The 17,794-nt window shown below is 45.3% G+C and carries 17 protein-coding genes; 4 read left to right on the top strand and 13 right to left on the bottom strand.

Annotation, left to right across the window (positions count from 1 at the left end; genetic code table 11):
* Nucleotides 1–106 precede the first annotated feature (106 nt).
* A complete protein-coding gene (locus DH10bf12_RS07810) occupies nt 107–1,837 on the top strand; it encodes an ABC transporter ATP-binding protein (protein ID WP_471737949.1) in 1,731 nt (576 codons plus the stop codon).
* Nucleotides 1,838–2,005: 168 nt separating this feature from the next.
* On the opposite strand, the gene DH10bf12_RS07805 is transcribed toward DH10bf12_RS07810, so the two are convergent.
* The 7 genes from DH10bf12_RS07805 to DH10bf12_RS07775 form a co-directional block, all read right to left on the bottom strand.
* Nucleotides 2,006–2,524: a CDP-alcohol phosphatidyltransferase family protein gene (locus tag DH10bf12_RS07805; protein ID WP_471738208.1), complete on the bottom strand. Its 519-nt coding sequence runs from the start codon at nt 2,522–2,524 to the stop codon at nt 2,006–2,008.
* 75 nt (nt 2,525–2,599) lie between these two features.
* Nucleotides 2,600–3,265: a TVP38/TMEM64 family protein gene (locus tag DH10bf12_RS07800; RefSeq protein ID WP_471737948.1), complete on the bottom strand. Its 666-nt coding sequence runs from the start codon at nt 3,263–3,265 to the stop codon at nt 2,600–2,602.
* A gap of 24 nt (nt 3,266–3,289) precedes the next feature.
* Nucleotides 3,290–4,249, bottom strand: coding sequence for an ABC transporter ATP-binding protein (locus tag DH10bf12_RS07795; RefSeq protein WP_471737947.1), 960 nt, complete (start codon nt 4,247–4,249; stop codon nt 3,290–3,292).
* Nucleotides 4,246–5,037: an ABC transporter permease gene (locus DH10bf12_RS07790; RefSeq protein WP_471737946.1), complete on the bottom strand. Its 792-nt coding sequence runs from the start codon at nt 5,035–5,037 to the stop codon at nt 4,246–4,248. Before DH10bf12_RS07790 ends, DH10bf12_RS07795 begins: the two co-directional genes overlap by 4 nt.
* 8 nt (nt 5,038–5,045) lie before the next feature.
* Complete coding sequence (locus DH10bf12_RS07785) at nt 5,046–5,909, bottom strand: ABC transporter permease family protein (protein ID WP_471737945.1); 864 nt, start codon at nt 5,907–5,909, stop codon at nt 5,046–5,048.
* The gene (locus tag DH10bf12_RS07780) at nt 5,890–7,110 is read right to left on the bottom strand and encodes an ABC transporter substrate-binding protein (RefSeq protein ID WP_471737944.1); all 1,221 of its coding nucleotides are present in this window, start codon (nt 7,108–7,110) and stop codon (nt 5,890–5,892) included. The genes DH10bf12_RS07785 and DH10bf12_RS07780 overlap by 20 nt, the downstream gene beginning before the upstream one ends.
* Before the next feature lie 165 nt (nt 7,111–7,275).
* Entirely contained in the window at nt 7,276–8,031 is a 756-nt protein-coding gene (locus tag DH10bf12_RS07775; protein ID WP_471737943.1) for a hypothetical protein, read from the bottom strand.
* A 232-nt stretch (nt 8,032–8,263) separates the two neighbouring features.
* On the opposite strand from DH10bf12_RS07775, the gene DH10bf12_RS07770 reads away from it, so the two are divergent.
* Nucleotides 8,264–9,445: an FtsW/RodA/SpoVE family cell cycle protein gene (locus DH10bf12_RS07770; RefSeq protein WP_471737942.1), complete on the top strand. Its 1,182-nt coding sequence runs from the start codon at nt 8,264–8,266 to the stop codon at nt 9,443–9,445.
* 52 nt (nt 9,446–9,497) lie between these two features.
* Here DH10bf12_RS07770 and DH10bf12_RS07765 read toward each other — a convergent pair whose 3' ends face one another.
* A complete protein-coding gene (locus DH10bf12_RS07765; protein ID WP_471737941.1) occupies nt 9,498–10,400 on the bottom strand; it encodes a diacylglycerol/lipid kinase family protein in 903 nt (300 codons plus the stop codon).
* A 114-nt stretch (nt 10,401–10,514) separates the two neighbouring features.
* Nucleotides 10,515–10,649, bottom strand: a complete 135-nt coding sequence (locus DH10bf12_RS07760; protein ID WP_248782141.1) for an Lmo0850 family protein — start codon at nt 10,647–10,649, stop codon at nt 10,515–10,517.
* Nucleotides 10,650–10,910: 261 nt separating this feature from the next.
* Between DH10bf12_RS07760 and DH10bf12_RS07755 the strand changes: the two genes are divergently transcribed.
* Nucleotides 10,911–11,318, top strand: a complete 408-nt coding sequence (locus tag DH10bf12_RS07755) for a CBS domain-containing protein (protein WP_471737940.1) — start codon at nt 10,911–10,913, stop codon at nt 11,316–11,318.
* Nucleotides 11,319–11,665: 347 nt separating this feature from the next.
* Here DH10bf12_RS07755 and DH10bf12_RS07750 read toward each other — a convergent pair whose 3' ends face one another.
* The 3 genes from DH10bf12_RS07750 to DH10bf12_RS07740 form a co-directional block, all read right to left on the bottom strand.
* A complete protein-coding gene (locus tag DH10bf12_RS07750; protein WP_471737939.1) occupies nt 11,666–14,068 on the bottom strand; it encodes a heavy metal translocating P-type ATPase in 2,403 nt (800 codons plus the stop codon).
* A gap of 77 nt (nt 14,069–14,145) precedes the next feature.
* Nucleotides 14,146–14,352: a copper chaperone CopZ gene (gene copZ / locus DH10bf12_RS07745; protein WP_471737938.1), complete on the bottom strand. Its 207-nt coding sequence runs from the start codon at nt 14,350–14,352 to the stop codon at nt 14,146–14,148.
* Nucleotides 14,353–14,375: 23 nt separating this feature from the next.
* Nucleotides 14,376–14,699 carry a metal-sensitive transcriptional regulator gene (locus tag DH10bf12_RS07740; protein ID WP_374097970.1) on the bottom strand — a complete coding sequence of 108 codons (324 nt, stop codon included), beginning with the start codon at nt 14,697–14,699 and terminating at the stop codon, nt 14,376–14,378.
* A gap of 292 nt (nt 14,700–14,991) precedes the next feature.
* Between DH10bf12_RS07740 and cls the strand changes: the two genes are divergently transcribed.
* Entirely contained in the window at nt 14,992–16,455 is a 1,464-nt protein-coding gene (gene cls, locus DH10bf12_RS07735) for a cardiolipin synthase (protein WP_471737937.1), read from the top strand.
* 352 nt (nt 16,456–16,807) lie between these two features.
* Here cls and DH10bf12_RS07730 read toward each other — a convergent pair whose 3' ends face one another.
* Nucleotides 16,808–17,794 carry an NAD-dependent epimerase/dehydratase family protein gene (locus DH10bf12_RS07730; RefSeq protein WP_471737936.1) on the bottom strand — a complete coding sequence of 329 codons (987 nt, stop codon included), beginning with the start codon at nt 17,792–17,794 and terminating at the stop codon, nt 16,808–16,810.

The raw sequence follows: 17,794 nt of genomic DNA, 5'->3' as shown, positions 1-17,794 counted from the left end.
TCAGGCAGCTGCCCGGAAAATAAAGCGTACATGCTTCTGACACAGCCTGGAGGGTTGAAATAGGATATAATTTTCATAAGGAAATCCGAAAAGATGGGAGTCTTTTATGACACAGAATGATGCAGGTATAAAACCTTTTATTCAATTAATTTTATCAACTAAAATTCCTAAGCTTGCTTTGACGCTCGGCCTGGTCGGGAGTATTTTGACGACCCTTGTTGGACTGACGATTCCGTTATTAACACGCGAACTGGTTGATGGCTTTTCAGTTTCTATCAGCGAATGGCTCGTCGCAGCGATTGCGATCGTCTTTATTGTTCAGGCGCTGATTGATGGCGGCTCGACTTATCTGCTCGGTTATACGGGCCAGGTTGTTGTGGCAAGGCTGCGTGAACAGATGTGGGAGAAGATGATCCGTCTGCCTGTCAGCTACTATGATCAGAAGGCAAGCGGTGAGTCTGTGAGCCGCGTGGTAAATGATACTGGGATTGTAAAGGATCTGATTTCCCAGCACTTCCCTCAGTTTATCACTGGTATTATTACGATTTTTGGTGCAGTCATTATTCTTTTAGTGATGGACTGGCGGATGACGCTTCTGATGCTGATATCTGTTCCTGTCACGGTTGGGATTATGATTCCACTCGGCAGACAGATGTCTAAGATTTCACGCGGACTGCAGGATGAAACGGCTGATTTTACAGGAAAGATCCAGCAGACGTTAAGTGAGATCAGATTGATGAAAGCCTCCAACGCTGAGACATTTGAAGCTGCTAAAGGAAAGGGAGGCATTAAAAACCTGTTAATGTTCGGCTTAAAAGAGATGAGGATTTTTGCGATTATCGGACCATTGATTTATCTGGTGATGATGGCTGTCATTGTTGTCATTATCGGATATGGCGGCATCCGGGTTGCGGAAGGATCCATGACGACAGGGTCACTTGTTGCTTTCCTGCTATATCTGTTTCAGATTGTCTTTCCGATTACGTCATTTGCGATGTTTTTTACGCAGCTGCAAAAAGCAAAAGGTGCGACAGAGCGGATTATCGGGATTATTGACCTTACACCGGAGGACGGCAGAACAGGCGATGACATCGATATCAGCGGATTGCCGGTCCATGTAAGGAATGTATCATTTTCCTATGAAACAGGTGAGCCCATCATTTCAAATGTATCGTTTGACGCTTCGCCTGGTGAAATGGTTGCTTTTGCAGGGCCAAGTGGTGGCGGAAAGTCCACAATGTTCGGTCTGCTGGAGCGTTTTTACGAACCTGCAAAAGGCGGCATCTTTATCGGCGGGACACCGATTACGGAGCTCTCAATGAATGCATGGAGAAGTCAGATCGGATACGTTTCGCAGGACAGCCCAATGATGGCCGGTACAATCCGTGATAACTTAACATATGGCCTGGATGCCGCTGATTCAATCAGTGATGACAGGCTATGGGAAGTAGCGGCGATGGCTTATGCAGAACCATTTATCAGGGAGTTTCCTGAGGGACTCGATACACAGGTCGGCGAGCGCGGCGTGAAGCTTTCAGGTGGACAGCGTCAGCGGATTGCGATTGCCAGAGCGTTCCTGAGAGATCCTAAAATTCTGATGATGGATGAAGCGACTGCGAGTCTTGACAGTCAGTCTGAAGCGATTGTCCAGCAGGCGCTGAGCAGACTGATGCAGGGAAGGACGACGTTTATTATTGCGCATAGACTGTCGACCATTGTGGATGCAGACAAAATTATTTTTATTGAAAAAGGACGGATCACAGGGATTGGCACGCATCATCAGCTGATCCAGACGCATCCGCTTTATAGAGAGTTTGCTGATCAGCAGCTCGCATAGAAAAACACTCGCAGCTTCCGGAAAACCGGTGGTGCGAGTGTTTTTATTTTTGGCAGCGGGCTGGTGATCTCCATCTGTGCAAAAAGTTAAATGTCTTCTATATGAAATAAACATATATTTAATTTGTATCTTAGCAACTATGTCAGTTGCTCTCAATTCCAGTTCCACTCAACCCAATAATCTCTTCGCTTCCATAAACCGCTGACCTGCTGTATATAGCTCCACTGCGAAAAAAGCGAGCGTGGTCCATAAGACGATGGATGGTGCAAGCATCATGACGCTCAGGAAAATGAAGCCTTCAGTCCGCTCAGCAAGCCCTGCCTGGTAGCGGAATGACTTGACTCCGTTATTTTCAGATACGTTCCCTACTGTGAGGAAGATCGTCATTGAAACTACGATTGATGCCATTAATAGCAGTGCAGCCCACATGATGTCCGGATAGAGAAATGCAACGCCAAGAATGACACTGATTTCTACGATGCGGTCAAAGGTGACGTCCATGACTGTGCCGAATGGAGACGTTTTTGTGGCGCGGGCCATTGAGCCGTCGACCGCATCCAGAAAGCCGGATAGCCATAGGACGATGACTGCGATCACCGGAAAGCCGAGATAATAAATGAGACCTGAAGTCGATCCGATGATAAATGCACCGATGGTTACCTGATTGGCCGTCCAGCCAAATGTCAGGAAGCGGTCTGCTGTTTTACGGATGGCAGGCTCTGCATATTTTCTTCCATATGTATCCAGCAGTGTCTACACCCCCTACTCCTCTTTATCTTTAGTTTGAAGTCCCAGCCAGACAGCCATCTTCTTTCTGTAGATGATTGGAACTGTGATAACTACAGCAAAAAATGCCAGACCAAGCAGAATGACTCTGATGTCTCCTTCTGCTAAGCTTGACCCTAAAAAGATGTAGCCAAACGTACCGGGAATAATACCGATGATTGTCGCAAGCGTAAAAGCTTTAAGCTTCACATTTGCAAGTCCGGCAGAATAACTGACCAGATCAAAGTTTAATAACGGAGCGAGCCTTAACAGCAGTACATATAAAAACCCTTTCTCCTCCATTTTGGCTGTCACCAGCTGTACGCGGGGATCCTGGATCTTTTTTATAAAAGTATGGTTGAATCTGCGGGCAATTAAATAGGCAACAATGGCACTGAGGACCGCACCAATCATGACATAAATAAACCCGAAAATCGCCCCAAAAGCAAGACCGCCTGCAATAGAGAGGATTGAGGCAGGAAACAATATAAGCGGTCTGAAAGCATAAATGGTCATGAACAGCATTGGTCCCCACCAGCCGATAGACTGGATCCACTGCTGAATATCTGTGGGCGACACATCCAGATAGGTCCTGTTGAACCAGTACAGGAAGATCGCGATGACTACCGCGCTCACTGCCGCTATAACTGTTTTCCTTTTCATCATCTACCCCCTCTCTATGGAACGTTATTGTGCATTAAAAAATCTGATCTCGTCTTCCGGTATGATGACATATCCCTTTAAAGCTGAATGTTGTTCTCCGGCCGGAATTGTTATACGCCCGCCGCCATCCAGCAAGACATGGGCATATCTACGGCCGAAGTGGTATGTTTCATTTACCCATTCTGCCGCAAACCATTCCCCATCCGCTGTTTTTTCTGAAGACCACCTTGCCTTCTCAGCGGGACAAAAGCGTGTTTTGTCAAGAACAATCACATCTGAATAAAGTGAGGCGACGAGGGCATTTTGCGGTGAATGGTACAGCTCCTCAGGGTGGCCGATCTGCTGGATACGCCCCTCTGCCATCACTGCCGTCCTGTCGCCAAGCAGCATCGCCTCTTCTTTATCATGCGTCACAAAGATTGAGGTCATATCTTCTTTTTTCAAAAATGCCCTTACCCACTCTCTTAAATCTTTCCTGAGTCCCGGGTCCAGACTCGAAAATGGTTCATCAAGAAGCAGCAGCTTCGGTTTTAATAGCATGGCACGGACAAGTGCTGCCCGCTGCTGCTGACCGCCGGATAGTTCATGCGGATACTGATTGATCTGCTGATCAAGTCCCACTTCTTTTAAATAATCGCGCGCCATCTCGTACGCTTGTTTTTTTCCGTCTGTTATCTTTTTACCGTACGCGACATTTTCAAGCAGTGTCATATGTGGAAACAGTAACGCCTGCTGAAAGACCATGCCGACTGGCCGGTGCTTAACCGGTTTATTTAACAGGTCAGCCCCTTCGATCATCACTTCTCCATGTGAAAAATAATCAAGCCCTGCAATGCAGCGGAGAAGTGTAGATTTTCCGGTTCCGGATGGACCTGCCAACGAGAGGATCTCTCCTTTTTTAAGAGAAAAAGAAAGTTCTGTAAATATCCTGTTTTCATCAAATGTTTTTGACACATTTTTCACCTGTAGATAGGGGAGACTCACAATACGCTCCTCCTTTTCATAAATAATCTTCCTGCAACGAGCATGGCGGCTGCTTCTGCAATGATGATCGCAGCTGCCGGAATGAGTACAAATGCAATTGAAAATGCAGCCATGACCGTGTCATCAGCTGACTGAAGAAATGGATAATAGATGATCGGCATCGTCAGTACGCTGCCGCCACCAATGATCGCAGTGAGAACGTACTGCCCTGCACTGATTGTCACTGCAAGAAAAATCGAACTCCTGATACTTGGGATCAACAGCGGCAGTTCGATGGTACGAAATGTGTGCCATGCACCAGCTTTCAGCATCCTGCCCTGATTCAGCATATCCTGGGGAATACGGTCATAGCCTGCTTTTAATACTTTGATCGTATAAGGAATTGTTGGAACGAGGTGGACAATGGTGACACCCATCCACGTATTCGCCAGACCCATGCGGATCATTGTGATATGTAGGCCCATCGCTGCTGCCATAATCGGCAGAAATAACGGGAGAAGCAGCATTGCTTCAAGTGTGTTTTTTAATGGGAATGAGCGGTGGGATAACGCTTTTGCAATCGGCACGCCTGCAAGCAGATTAATCAGTGCGACAGCAAGTGCAATGAAAAGCGTAGTCCACATCGATTCAATGACTCTGCTGTCCTGAAAAACGACTTCCCAGCCTCTCAGTGTCCAGTCCAGTGCGATGCCTGACCGCCAGGGTGTTGTGACACTTTTAATCAGCATGATAAGGACAGGGACGATAAAAAAGATCAGACAGCTGAGATAAAAAAGTTTCTTTTTCATAGTCCCTCCTAGTAACGATGACTGCTTTTTGACAGCAGCATCCTTCTTTTATTCATAAGTGCAAAGCCTGCGAGTGCAATCGTTCCAAAAATCAGCGCGACAAACATTAATAAGGCAAACGCCATTGTGCGCTCATCCTGCGCGGCACTGTAAAACCACTGATATGCGAGCACCGGTGTCATCTGTGGATAGGATACACCAAGCAGCCCTGGCACTTCATAGGCCGTGAAGACAAAAGCACTGATGATCAGCGCTGTCTCAAACATCACAGGCTTAACCCACGGCCATTCAACTGTTTTAAACCAGTCAGCATCGCTTCCGCCAAGTACTGCATTGACTTCCCTGAACTGCTTTGGCAGCTGCAGATATACAGGAAGAAGCATTAAAATCACAAAAGGTATCTCTTTCCATACATAGGTAATGAAAATTCCGATACCTGACTGATCCTGCACAAGAATCGGAAAAAGTGTTCTGTCTTCAAGCAAACCTGTCTGCACAAGAAATGTTGAAACCAATCCACTTTGGCCGAGTAAAAGCAGCACAAAATATCCCCACACAAAATGCGGGAACAGCATTGGCATCCACACCATCCACTTTCCATTGCCATCAATCAACTGATAAAAGCTTCTGACAATCAGCCAGCCTGCAACAAGTGAGACAAGCGTTGAGCTTAATGTGATGAAGATACTGTAGAGCAGGCTGTCAACAAGCTCCCGTCTGTCAAAAAGCGAACTGTAATAGGTCCAGGAGAAGCCATTTTCTCCTCTTACACTTTCCATAAATGCGAGAATCAGACTCCCTCCTGCCAGCAGCAGAAAAACACAGGCAGGGAGAAGCAACAGGAGAAGCCGGTTAGTCTGCCGCCACTTCATTGCGCCACTCCGATTCAATCCACTCTACATACTCTGCATCGATTTCAGGTATATATGATTCTGACAGTATTTCAGCATCAAGCACAGTTTTCCCACGGTCCAGCTCCTCAAAGCCTGCCCGCTCTTCCTCACTCAGGCTGGCAATATCAATGGGCGAGCTCTCACCCCAATAGTCAGGCTGGAGTTTTTCAAGCTGAGCTTCCGGACTAAGAAAGAAATCAATCGCAGCCATTGCAGCTTCTTTATTTGGACTATTATAAGGAATTGACAGGAAATGCGTATTCCCGATTGAACCCGGATCTTCCAGCACAAATGATTCAGTCGTCTCAGGGAACACGCCGTCACGGACAAGTGATTCTGCACGCGCCTCGTTATAGCCCATTGTCATCCATACTTCTCCCTGACTGTAGAGACGATCCAGTTCCTCCAGTGAAGCGGGGTACGTTTCTCCACCCCTCCACAGGTCAGGCTCAATCTCATTTAAGTAATTCCACATCGCAGCTGCCTGACTTTCTTCAAGTGGTGCGTATGGCTCGCCGAGTAATGCTTCCGGTTTAACCGCTTCCCCAAGCATCACGTGTCTGATAAATGCATTCCCGGTAAAGTCACTTGCTTCCGGATACGTAAATCTTCCAGGATTCTCATTGATCCAGGCTTTCAGCTCATCTAAAGATGAAGGCGGATTGTCTATTTTGGCCGTGTCATAGTTAAAGACAAACTGTACCTTTCCCCACGGTGCCTCGTATCCTTCCGTTGCTGTACCGAAATCAAATTCATAATCTCCCGGCTGATAATAATCCTGATAGGAGGGAAGTTCGTCAACAAACGGTCCGAAAAGAAGTTCGCCTTCTTTTGCACGCTTAAAATTTTCTCCATTCATCCAGATCAGGTCAATCGTACCCTCATCCTGATCCGCTCTTTTTTCCGTTTCAAGCTTCTGAATAATTTCATTCGTATCAAGTGGGATCCGCTCAAGCGTGACGTCATATTCCTCCTGTAATGCCGGAATCGCATATTCATCTATGTAGCTGTTAATACCTGAGTCGCCGCCCCACATATAAAGGCGCACTGTTTCTCCTGCTGCGGTATCAGTAATCTCTTCCCATGATGAATCCGAGAGATTAAGATCTTCCTGTCCGGCTTCCTGCGAACTGCAGCCGGCAAGGAGCAACCCGGCTAAAAAGATAGTACTTTTTTTCATATCAATCATCACCCTGTTCTTTCAATGTTTGTCACCTATCAAATCCAAGCCGAATCTTCGCCCGGGCTCTACTATATTCTTTTATCCTTAATTTATCTGTTAGGTGCATTACAAACTTCCTCTATTATTAAAATAAGCACCTGCCTGCTGCAAGTGCCTGTGTGTTCAGATTGCCGCTGACCATTCCTTTGTCTTCCTGTCATAGGAAAACACGGCTGACGGTTCTCTCTTATATTTTTTCTGCATATCTTCCTGCAGGTCATCCATGTTTGCGTAATCACCGGCTACCCAGACCGGGACTTCAATTTTCCCTTTATTAATGACGCCATGCTGAAATGAAATGACAACCCCTTCTCTCAGAAGATGCGAGATCGTCATAACGACTTCTTTTGGAATAGGCGAAAGCTGTTTTTCTTTTTTCCATTGAAGCAGTTTCGGATTTTTACGTCCCGCCATTTTTTCAGGAATCACTTTGCCGACCATTAGAAAGAAGTCTGTCCAGTCCTTGTAATATGTACGGTTCAGCATTCCGTCCTCTGTTGAAAGGTAAACAAACCGGTTGTTTAATTTTTTGTAAAATGGCATGTTCAGGTGATATTTCATATGCCCCATATATAAAAGCTCTGCAAGCTCCTGGGCACTCATTTCATCCACACCTGCTTCATCTTCAAAATCAATCCAGCAAAATTCTCCGTATGCTGAGATGTCTTCTTTGATCAGGTCCTGAACTTCCTGCTCATGCACATATTCCAGATACGTGTGCATATTGAAAGAAGACTGCTCAAATTTATGCTTCAAAAGGAGCAGATGATGAACTCTGTCTGATAATGCATGATAAAAGTCTTTCATATCAATACCGCTGGACATCACAAAGTCCTGAGCTGTATTCAGGTGAAGGTAAACCCAGCCCTGGTTTTTCATGTCATCATCCCCTCACAATAACCTCTTATTTTCCCATTGTATCAAATAGTTTGAAAAAGGAGAAAAAGAAACTTTTCCTAATACTTATTCGTTTAGTAATTGTGACAGCTGTGACAAAAGTCTTGATTAAAATTACAGCGTTGTGACTTCTAGTGAATTGTGAAACAGTGAATAATCTGATACGCTGAAAGCATTGTTTATTAGAGGAAAAATTAGAATTCAGGTGAATAGATTGAATACAAATAAACACTTTTCAGACAGAATTGACTGGACCCTTGCGTCACTGTTGATTTTATTTATGATTGCAAGCGTACTGGCAATTTCTTCTGCCCAGACTACAGGACAGTACGCTGCAGTTGGCACGAACTTTGCAATCAGACAGGGTATGATCTATATAGCCGGGTTCGTACTGATCGGTATGATGATGTATTTTGACATGGATCAATATAGAAAAATGGCCTGGTTTTTATACGGATTTGGCATCGTTCTGTTAGTAGGGCTGCTTGTGCTCCCTGAAAGTATTGTTCCTTACAGAAACGGTGCTTATAGCTGGTATAACTTCCCTGTCATTGGGACATTACAGCCTTCTGAGTTTATGAAGACTTTTACAGTGATTGTGCTGGCAAGGGTCGTTGCTTCCCACAATGAAGCTTTTGTGAACAGAGATTTAAAAAGTGACTTGTGGCTGCTTACGAAAATCGGCCTGGTCTCCGGAATCCCGCTCATTCTGATCAATGAACAGCCCGATCTTGGTACGATGCTTGTATTCGTAGCGATTACAGTCGGGATTATCCTTGTATCAGGTATCACATGGAAGCTGTTGCTTCCGACATTTTCATCCGTAGCTGTTGTAGCTTCAGCGGCGATCTACCTCGTTCTCTTCAGACGGGATTTAATGGAGCGCTTTTTTGAAGACTACCAGCTCCGGAGAATTTATTCGTGGCTTGATCCCTACAGCTATGCGTCAGGGGATGCTTATCAGCTGACGACTGCGATGAGTGCGATCGGCTCAGGAGAAATTTTTGGTAAAGGGTATCAGGATCGTCAGGTATATGTGCCGGATAACCACACTGACTTTATTTTTGCCGTCATTGGTGAAGAATATGGCTTTATCGGTGCAAGTATTGTGGTCAGCTTATTTTTCCTGCTGATTTACCATTTAACGAAGGTTGCGCTAGAGACAAAGAGCCAGTTCAATGTGTATGTGTGTGCAGGTGTGATCAGTATGATTACCTTCCACGTATTCCAGAATATCGGGATGACGATTCAGCTGCTGCCGATTACAGGTATTCCGCTGCCGCTGATCAGTTACGGGGGAAGTTCGCTGATTGGTACACTCTTTGCGCTTGGACTATTGTTCTCAATGAAATTCCACCATCGTACTTATATGTTTTCAAGTGAAGATGAGGATTAAAAAAACGTGTTAAAAGCCAAATGCTTTTAACACGTTTTTATTTAAATCTGATTCACTCTGCTTCAAGTGTCGGTACAATCACTGAAATATGGTTTTTAAGTACAGTGATTTCGTCGTGGTCACCTTTATAATGTTCTCCGTCCAGGTCAATGGTTTTTGTGGTATTGAGCGTTACCCTGCAACTCGATGTTTTAAATTGTGTAATGGTGTTTTTATCCTCTTCCCAATCAACTGAGGTTTTGGCAGTGAAGATTTCTTTCAACAGCGTAAAACCGGCTTCTTTTACGACAAGTACATTGATCAGCCCATCGTTCATCTGAATAGAGTCCATCGGGAATTCAGTTGCACCGATTGATTTTCCATTCATGAATAAAAGCATCACTGCTTCTTCTTCGATTACCTGATCATCGAATTCAAGTTTCACATTGAAACGATCCTGCTCTGACAAGGTTTTCAGCGCACTCATATAATAGCTGAAGCGGCCGAACATGCCTTTAGATTCATCATCTATACTTTCAGAAGCAGCAGCAATCAGCCCGGTTCCCCAGAAATTGCTGAAATAACGATGGTCTGTTGCGACAAGGTCCACCTCTTTTTCCATGCCGCTAAAAGCAATCAGCTCTGCAGCCTGCTTCAGATTCAATGGAATATCGAGCGACCTAGCAAAATCGTTACACGTTCCGGCCGGCAGGATGGCAAGACACGGTCTTTTATCAAGCGGCGCAAGTCCGTTGATTGCTTCATGGACAGTACCATCCCCGCCCATGATAATAACCAGTTCCACTTCTTCCCCGTGCTGACGGCAAAAATGTTCTGCATCTCCCGGCTTTTGCGTCTGATATAAAAACAGTTTAGGAATTTTTGAAGCCAGAATTGGTGCTGTCTGACTCAGAATTTTCTCGGCATCCCGCTGCCCTGCATTACCGTTGTAAATGAGCATTGCTTTTTGAAACATTTTTGCACCTCCTCTGCCTTACTTATTTATTATGTATATTCCCGCAATTTGTGATAAAAATCCTCAAATAAAAAAAGGTCCTCCGTCAATGAGCACCTTTCATCATTCAGCTGATCATGTACCTGAGACCTGATGAGGTTCCTTGACAGCTTCAAGTATTTCAAGACGTGATTTTGTAGTGGTGATCTTAACGCCTACTTCAGTCATTTTTGTCATCAATTCCTTGATGCCTTCCCTGTTTCTTGACATGTGTGAGCACCTCTCCCGCAATATAGTCTGTATGTTTAAATATACGAATAATCATTTCATAAAGTTTCAACATTTTTAATCTGCGAGCTTATTCTTCTAAATAAGTTTCATTACGATTATCATACCACCTGAGCAGAAAGATTAACCTTAAAAATCAAAAAAATTAATGAAATCAACACATTTATCTAAATTACACCTCCTGTGCATAAACATTCATTTCGGGGAAATAATAATGGCGTACAAAATTTGGAGGTGGAACGAATGAATATCAGAGAAGTGATGACAAATGAGATTTATACATGCCGCGTAAATGATACGGTTGAAACTGCAGCCGAATTGATGAAGGAACATAATATCGGAGTATTACCGGTACTTGATGAAAATGGCAGTCCAGCCGGCATGCTGACTGACAGGGACATTGTGATCCGCGGAGTCGCTGAACATAAAAATCAGACAGTGGATCAAGTCATGACCCATGAATTAATCCATGTCACACCGGAAACAGCTGCTGAACATGCAGCTGATCTGATGGCATCTGCACAGGTGCGCCGTCTGCCTGTGATTGAAAATGGTCAGGTGGTTGGGATTGTCTCGCTTGGGGACCTGGCTGTAAATCCGCAGTCAGATGATAAAGCCGGCGATACACTGAGTGATATTTCACAGCGTTGATGTGTCAGAACAGGAGGGCATAGCACTCAACCGTGGGCGCACTGCACTCAATCGAGTGAGCACGTCACTCAATCCGGCGGGCACTGCACTCAATCGAGTGAGCACGTCACTCAATTCGGCGGGCACTGCACTCAATCGAGTGAGCACGTCACTCAATTCGGCGGGCACTGCACTCAACCGAGTGAGCACGTCACTCAATCCCGGCGGGCACTGCACTCAACCGAGTGAGCACGTCACTCAATCCGGCGGGCACTGCACTCAACCAGCACATATCCAGTGTTCAACCCGTTCACTTGGTACCAAAAAAGCCTTTCAGCTAAACATCATGCTGAAAGGCTTTTTATCAATTACAATTTTACTCTCTGCAGGCGCAGCGCATTTAATACAACAGACACGGAACTGAATGCCATCGCAGCACCTGCTACCCAAGGGGCAAGCAGTCCGACTGCTGCAATTGGGATACCAAGCGTGTTATATCCGAATGCCCAGAACAGATTCTGGCGGATATTTTTCATCGTTTTACGGCTCATCATCACGGCATCTGCAATGCTGTTCAGGTCTCCGCGGATCAGTGTGATATCTGCTGCTTCCATCGCAACATCCGTTCCCGTTCCGATTGCCATCCCTGTGTCTGCGGTTGCGAGTGCCGGTGCATCGTTAATGCCATCACCGACCATCGCAACGGTATGCCCCTGCTGCTGAAGCTTGTTCACTTCATTCGCTTTTTCATCAGGCAGCACTTCAGAAATGACCTGATCAATACCTGCTTCATGCGCAATTGCACGCGCTGTCCGCTCATTATCACCAGTCATCATGATCACGTTAAGACCCATTTCCTTAAGGCGGGCTACTGCTTCTTTTGACGTTTCTTTGATCGTATCAGCGACTGCCACAATCCCGGCGATTTGACCATCCACTGCGATCAGCATGGCAGTACGCCCTTTATCTTCAAGTTCAAGCATCATCGCTTCCACTTCAGACACATCTAAATTTTCCTGACGTATCAGTTTTCTTGTTCCTGCAAGCACTGTTCTGCCGTCTACAGTTGCACGGATACCAAATCCTGAAACTGCCTCAAACTCAGTTGCTTCCGGCATTGAAATATACCGCTCACGCACACCGTTAACAATCGCCTTTGCCAGTGGATGTTCAGATCCGGCTTCTGCTGCCCCTGCAAAAGTGAGCAGGTCTTCTTCTGACCAGTCAGCGAAAGGAACTACATCTGTTAACACAGGTTCGCCTTTTGTTACTGTACCTGTTTTATCAAGTACGACAGTATCAATACCCTGTGCTGCTTCAAGATGCTCTCCGCCTTTGAACAGGATCCCCGCTTCAGCTGCACGGCCTGAGCCGGCCATAATTGATACAGGTGTTGCAAGACCGAGTGCGCATGGGCAGGCGATGACAAGAACTGAAATCGTCGCTTCTAGTGCCGGTGCTACTTCACCAGGCGACACAAGTGTGATCCATACGATAAATGTGACAATGGCGATCGCGACGACGATTGGCACAAAAATGCCTGAGATGCGGTCTGCCTGCCGCTGGATCGGTGCCTTTGAGCCCTGAGCCTGCTCAACAACACGGATAATCTGCGCGAGAGCAGTATCTTTTCCTACCTTTACTGCTTCCACTTTTAAAAATCCCTGCTGATTGATCGTTGACCCGATGACCGCGTCACCTGCTGTTTTATCAACCGGTACACTTTCACCTGTAATCATGGATTCGTTTACAGCAGACTGACCTTCACGAATGATACCGTCCACCGGAATTTTTTCACCGGGACGAACAGCAAGCAGATCACCTGCTTTGACCTGTTCGAGCGGAATTTCAACTTCTTCCCCTTCACGAATGACAAAAGCCGTTTTTGCCTGCAGACCCATCAGCTTTTTAATCGCTTCAGATGATCTGCCTTTTGCTTTTGCTTCGAACAGCTTTCCGAGTACGATCAGTGTAATTAATACGGCACTCGTTTCAAAATAAAGCCCCATCATGTGTCCAGGCATCGACAGACTCTGAATCGCCAGGTACACACTGTAGAAATATGCCGCCGACGTTCCGAGCGCCACAAGCACATCCATATTCGCACTGCCGTTACGAAGTGCTTTATATGCACCTGTATAAAACGGGGCCCCTACAATGAACTGAACCGGTGTCGCGAGTGCCATCTGAACCCATGGATTCATCAGGATATCCGGTACATACATCCACTCTGTAAATGAAAAGTGTCCAACCATCGTCCACAGCAGCGGCACTGCAAAAATCAGTGAAAATAAAAACCGTTTCTGCTGGCGCTTAATCTCTGTCTGGCGGTGATCCTCTTCAGGCGCGCGGTCCTCTTTACGGGTTGCACCATAGCCTATTTTCTCTACTCTTCCAATAATATCCTCAACAGACAGTACGCCTTCTGTGTATTCAACCGTTGCCTGTTCGAGTGCAAGATTGACCGTTGCACTCTTTACGCCTTCTAGACGGTTCAGTCCTTTTTCAACGCGCGCAGAACAAGCTGCGCATGTCATGCCTGTAATATCAAATTCCTCTTTTTTTACCGACACGCCGTAGCCGAGGCTTGAGACTTTATCCTGTATCTCATTGAGCGTCAGCTTATCAGAATCATAGGAAACCGTTGCACGTTCGAGTGCCAGGTTGACATTTGCTTTTTCCATACCATCCATCCTGTTCAACCCTTTTTCAACTCGCGTAGAGCAGGCTGCACATGTCATGCCGGTAATATTTAATTCTTTTTCAGCCATATCAGAACCTCCTTTTATACCTATACGGGGTATATTAAACACTTAAGAAAATGCGCAGATTGGCTGCGCACGTCCGGTTATTTCACATCATACCCCTGGTCTTCAATTAAGTCTTTAATCTGATCAACTGTAACTGATGACTCCTGGTAATCAACATCTACCGTTCCCTGGTCAAGGTGAACTTTTACTGCGGCCACGCCACTCATTTCACCAACGTTTGATTCGACTGCTTTCACGCAGTGCTGACATGACATTCCTTCTACATTCAATGTTACTTGAGACATGCTGTATTCCTCCTGATTATGGATTATTTTTTCATCAATCTTTTCATCGTGACAAGCAGTTCATCAACAACCTCGAGGTCACCTTCCTGGATCCGGTCCACGATGCAGCTTTTCATGTGTCCTTCGAGAAGCAGTTTCGATACGCTGTTCAGTGCAGACTGAGTTGCTGCGATCTGTGTGATGACATCATCGCAATACGTATCCTTTTCAATCATGCCTTTAATCCCGCGCACTTGTCCTTCGATCCGGTTCAGACGCGTCTGAAGATTTTTCTTCATGTCCTCTGAATGATGACTTTTACGTTCACTTCCACAATGCGTATGCTCGTTCAGCTCAGTAGCTTCCAAACACATTCCCTCCCTGCACTGCATTCTTATCAACCTTATTTTAACATACCCCTATAAGGTATTCAACAAAAAAAGTCTGAATGCTCTTTTTCTTATATAACAAAAGTATCTTATACTGAGAGACATTTCAATACTTTAACGCAACTATCAGTCAAATAATTGTAAAAATTGTGAAATAAGAAAATTGCTGTAAAGTGAAACTTTCATCCCCGGTCATTCGTTATTAGAGATTATGTCTGATTATGCGTATAATATATAAAAGAAGAAATTAACAGATAGGCAGGGGCTGAATATGGACTTTAACTCCTTTGACTGGATCTCAATTTTTGTAGGACTTGTATTTATATTAAACTTTGTCTTTGCAGGGATCCTGATCTTTTTGGAAAGAAAAGATGCCAGTGCAACATGGGCATGGCTGATGGTTCTGTTCTTTATCCCTGTAGCAGGGTTCGCATTGTATCTGCTATTTGGACGCAGTCTTCGTAAAAAGCATCTTTTTAATTGGGAAGGCAGAAAGCGTGTTGGGATTGAACAGCTGATCCGTTATCAGATCGATGCGATTCATGAACGGAAATTTCAATTTAAATCGGAGGAAACCGAGAAAATGAAGGACCTGATTTATATGCAGCTGGTTAACAATGCTGCTGTCCTCACACAGGATAATCAGGTAGAGATATTAGTAGATGGCAGAGAAAAATTTAAAGTGCTGTTTGATGATATTGATCATGCGAAAGATCATATCCACATCCAGACTTACATCCTGAGACGTGATAACCTCGGGCGTGAGCTATACAAACTGCTTGTAAAAAAAGCGAAACAGGGCGTCAAGGTCAGAGTCCTTTACGATGACATGGGTTCCCGTGGTCTGACAAAACGGTACTTCCGGGAGCTGCGCGCTGCCGGTGGTGAAGTTGAAGCTTTCTTCCCGTCAAAAGTTCCGATCATTAACCCGCGCCTAAATTACCGGAACCACCGGAAAATCTCTATTATTGATGGGCGTGTGGGGTATATTGGAGGCTTCAATATCGGGGATGAGTATCTTGGGCTGGACGCACGGTTCGGCTATTGGCGTGATACACATTTAAGAATAGAAGGAAGTGCCCTTCACCCGCTTCAAACACGATTCATCCTGGACTGGAATCAGGCATCACACCGCTATGATATCGAATATTCTGATGTATACTTTCCGCCGATTCCTCAAAAGGGTGGCGTGGCCATGCAAATTGTCTCAAGTGGTCCCGACTCAGATTGGGAACAGATAAAAACCGGTTATCTGAAGCTGATCAATAACGCTGACAAGTATGTCTATATCCAGACACCATATTTTATCCCGGATGTCAGCTTACTTGATGCACTGAAGGTTGCAGCACTCTCTGGAATCGATGTAAGAATCATGATTCCAAATAAGCCTGATCATATGTTTGTGTATTGGGCTACTTATTCGCATGTAGGCGAACTGATGAAAGCAGGCGCACGTATTTATATTTATGAAAAAGGATTTATTCATGCAAAAACACTCGTGACTGATGATGAAGCAGCATCCGTTGGAACGGCCAACATTGACCTTCGCAGCTTCAGCCTGAACTTTGAAGTAAATGCATTCCTGTATCACCAGGAAACAGCTACTTCACTCGCAATGGTCTTTGAAGAGGATATGAAAGACTGCACAGAGCTGACACCTGAACTTTATCAGCAGCGTTCGACTCTGATTAAGTTTAAAGAGTCGATTTCAAGGCTTCTGTCACCGATTCTGTAATTTGCGATTTATTTTTAAAAAGCCAATTGTAGTTTTGCACAGCTGGTGATTGAAGCGTAAAGGGACGACTCCTGCGGAAAAGCGATCGTGAAAGACCCCGGAAGGCAGTGGGTTTCTGCCTGGCCTGAGCTTTCGTCCGCCAATTTAATAAAGTCAACATTGAAAAAGAGCTGATTCCCTGTTTAAAGGAGTCAGCTCTTTTTTTAATAAAACATGATGAAGTCAATGGTCAGGTTAAGGAAAAACAACGTATGCAAAGCTGTGAAGATATACCCCGCCCGCGAAATACGATTCATTTTCTCCACCCCCGCAGATATTTAACCCTATTATATCACGTTTTCAGAAAAATCAATTAACTTTCGTTCAGCAGATTTCGCTCCCGTTCCTTGGAAAGTCCTGCCTGCCATTCATGCTCCTTGCGCTCGTTCAGCCAGAGCAGCGTATCACTGATTGTTTCTTCAAGTGGCCTGAAGGTTAACCCCTTATCAACCGCTTTTGAAGCATCTGCAAGTATAAAACCATCCGGGTATTGTTCTGTTACTGGGAGCCAGAATGGCACTTCGACAAATGGACCTGCTTCATGTTTTGTCAGCACTTCATCATCCACCCACTGATACGTGACATCAGCATTGGCAACCTTTTTTGCAGTGTTCAGGTACTTCTCCATTGACGGAAGCGGGTCTCCGCCTGCCGCATTATAGGTGCCAGATTCGTGATTCTCAATCATATGAATCGTCCATTCACTTAAATCTCTGACATCAATCCATTGTACTTTCCGCTCAGGTCTCCCCGGCGCCAGTGCAGTACCGCCCTGCTGCGCACGCCATACCCAATAAGTAAAGCGGTCTGTCGGATCATGAGGCCCGACAATCAAGCCCGGCCTGATGATCAGCGCATGATCGCCGCCGTACAGCTCTTTCACAACTTCTTCACTTTGCTGCTTCAACGGCCCATATGAAGCTCCGTTCACTTCCTCTGTTTCTTCTTCGAGTTCAGCAAGTTTCGTCACACCTTCAACGGCTGGACCGTTTGCATAATCTTCGTAGACAGAAATGGTGGAGATCAACGTATATTGCTCCACTCTTCCTTTTAGCATGTCTGCAGTTTTTCTGACCTGAGATGGCGTATAACCTGATACATCAATCACAGCATCCCATTTTCCTTTTTCAAGCGTGGACAGATCTCCATTACGATCCCCTGTCAGCTTTTCAGCGTCAGGAAACAGGTTTGTGTTTGTCTGCCCTCTGTTAAATAGCGTGACCTCATGTCCTTTATTCACTGCACTTTCTGCAATATGTCTGCCAAGAAATTTTGTTCCGCCTAAAATTAACAGTTTCAT

The organism is Jeotgalibacillus sp. 10bf12 (genome assembly GCF_055597105.1).
Note: the sequence above shows the minus strand (reverse complement) of the source record. Positions and strands in the feature narration are given on the sequence as shown.